At 69.9% G+C, this 2,258-nt stretch carries 2 protein-coding genes; both read right to left on the bottom strand.

The genetic code is table 11. From position 1 onward, the window contains the following. Positions 1-84: 84 nt before the first annotated feature. On the bottom strand, positions 85-867 hold the full coding sequence (istB, locus tag B5F74_RS12115; RefSeq protein WP_219722237.1) for an IS21-like element helper ATPase IstB: 783 nt from the start codon (positions 865-867) through the stop codon (positions 85-87). Beyond that, positions 864-2,114 (bottom strand): IS21 family transposase, encoded by a 1,251-nt coding sequence (gene istA, locus B5F74_RS12110; protein ID WP_087202830.1) that lies wholly within the window; start codon positions 2,112-2,114, stop codon positions 864-866. The genes istB and istA overlap by 4 nt, the downstream gene beginning before the upstream one ends. Positions 2,115-2,258: the final 144 nt, after the last annotated feature.

Below are 2,258 nucleotides of genomic sequence, written 5' to 3'. Positions count from 1 at the left end.
TGTTAATGTCAATCTATCTTTCGCCACTTTCGCCAACGCAAATTCGCCGATCGCGCCAACGCACTTTCACCGATCGCGCCAACGTCAGGCGCCGCTTCCGGCGTCCCTGTCCGGAGCCAGGTCCTTGGTGCGGTAGGACCTCCCGGTGATCTTCAGCACCGTGCAGTGGTGGCACAGGCGGTCGGCGATGGCGCTCGCCACCACCGGGTCGCCGAAGACCTTGGCCCACGCGCCTATCCCGACGTTCGTCGTCACTATGGTCGACCTCCTCTCGTAGCGCCTCGAGACCAGCTGGAACAGCAGGTCGGCCCCCTCCTTGTCGACCTCAAGGTAGCCGACCTCGTCAACGATCAGCAGCGAGAGGTGCGCGTAGAAGCGCATCCTGCGCTCGAGCGCCCCCTTGTCCGCCGCCCGCTTGAGGTCGCCGACGAGGCGCTGGCAGTCCACGAAGTACGTGAGCTTGCGCGCCCTCACCGCCTCGACGCCGAGCGCGACCGCTATGTGGGTCTTCCCGACGCCGGGGCTGCCGACGAGCACGACGTTCTCCCGGCGCTCCAGGAACCCGAGCGCGGCGAGCTCCTCGACGACGGGGCGGTCGATCGAGGGCTGGAAGGAGAAATCGAAGTCGGCGAGCGTCTTCACGAAGGGGAAGTTCGCCTTCTCGACCCGGCGGTCCAGGTCGCGCGCCCTCACGGCCGCCACCTGGGCGTCGGTCATCTCCATCAGCGCCTGCGAGAAGGTCTTGGACCCGCCGGCGACGAGGGCGGCGTACTCGGCGGCCGAGGAGGCCATCGCGTCCATGCCGAGCTCCTCCAGGTTGTTGCGGGCGCGCTCCGGCGCGCTCGCCTCGGCCAGCGGCGCGCTCACGCGGCACCGCCCCCTCCCAGGCCGCCGAGCAGCTCGAGGTTGCGGCGGGCGGCCTCCTCGATGTCGCCGTCGGCGCACCAGCGCTTGCCCGAGAGCGCCTCGGTGTAGTGGGCCGGGTCGTAGACCACGGGCCCTCCCGGGGCGCGCGTGTCGTGGACGGACGCGAGGTCGCCGCCGTCGTAGACCCTGAGCACGCCGTCGGCCGACAGCACGAGCCTCGCTCGCCTGCCTATCATGCGCCGGGGCACCGAGAACTCGCGGCCGGCGCACCTCACGAGCATCGTCGCGGGGACGGTCTGGTAGGAGACCTCGCCGAGCATCGACTCGAGCAGGGCCCGGTTGCCGAGCGGCCTCAGGGCGTCCTTCTCCCGCATGAACAGCAGCTCGGGCGGCACGCCCGTCGTCCCGTTGGGCTCCTCGTTGCTGCGCCGCTCGATGCGCGCGATCGCGGCGTCGACGCCCTCCCAGCCGTCGAAGTCCCCCTCGTAGGCCAGCAGCCTCGACAGGAAGCGGTTGGCGCTCTCGACCTTGCCCTTCGTCTCGGGGGTCCTCGGAGCGCACAGCACGATCTCGAAGCCCGCCTCCCGCGCGAAGCGCTCGACGCGGGGGTCGCGCCTGCGCCTGCCGTCGCCGCCCACCGCGGCTATCGCCGACATGTTGTCCGTGAGCCACTCGGCGGGGACCCCGCCCAGCCGCGCCGCCGTGTCGTACATGCACGCCAGCAGGTCGTCGCGCGTCCTCGTGGGCGACCTGCGGAAGAGGTGGCGGCGCGAGAACCCGAGCGTCGCCGAGAACACGTTGAAGCGGTACTCGGCGCCCGAGCGGTCGTGCATCACCACGTCCTCCTTCCAGTCGAACTGCAGCTGGCGCCCCGGCTCCGTCTCGAAGCGGGGGTGCGCCTCCGGCAGGCCCCTGCCGACGGCGACGCCGTTCCTGCGCAGGTAGTGCGTGAAGGCGTTGTAGCCGGGCACCGGCGGCTCGTCGCCGGCGTGCCTGTCGAGCAGCAGCTCGTGCAGGGCCTTCCTCGTCATCCCCGGCAGGGAGGCCTTCTCCTCGATCTCGGCGCGGTAGCGGTCGAAGCCGCTCGCGCGCCCCTCGCGGGCGTCGCCCGGCTGCGGGCCGCCCCCGTTCCAGTACCTCGCGACGGTGTGGCGGTCGACGCCGTACCTCCGCGCGATGTCGGTGAAGTTCGGCTTCGCGCCGCTCTCCTTCATCATGTTCATCTCCCCGATCAGGTTTCTCTCCATATCGCCCTCCCGTGTCTCTGCACGGTCGAGCGTAAGCCCGTTGGTCGAATCGGTGAAAGTACGTTGGTGCGATCGGCGGATATACGTTGGCGGAATCGGCGCCGCCCGTTGGCCTAAACGGCGAATCTTAGATTAGCGGTAACA

Origin of the sequence: Collinsella sp. An271, from assembly GCF_002159695.1 — a bacterium.
Taxonomy (GTDB): Bacteria; Actinomycetota; Coriobacteriia; order Coriobacteriales; family Coriobacteriaceae; genus Collinsella; species Collinsella ihumii.
Note: the sequence above shows the minus strand (reverse complement) of the source record. Positions and strands in the feature narration are given on the sequence as shown.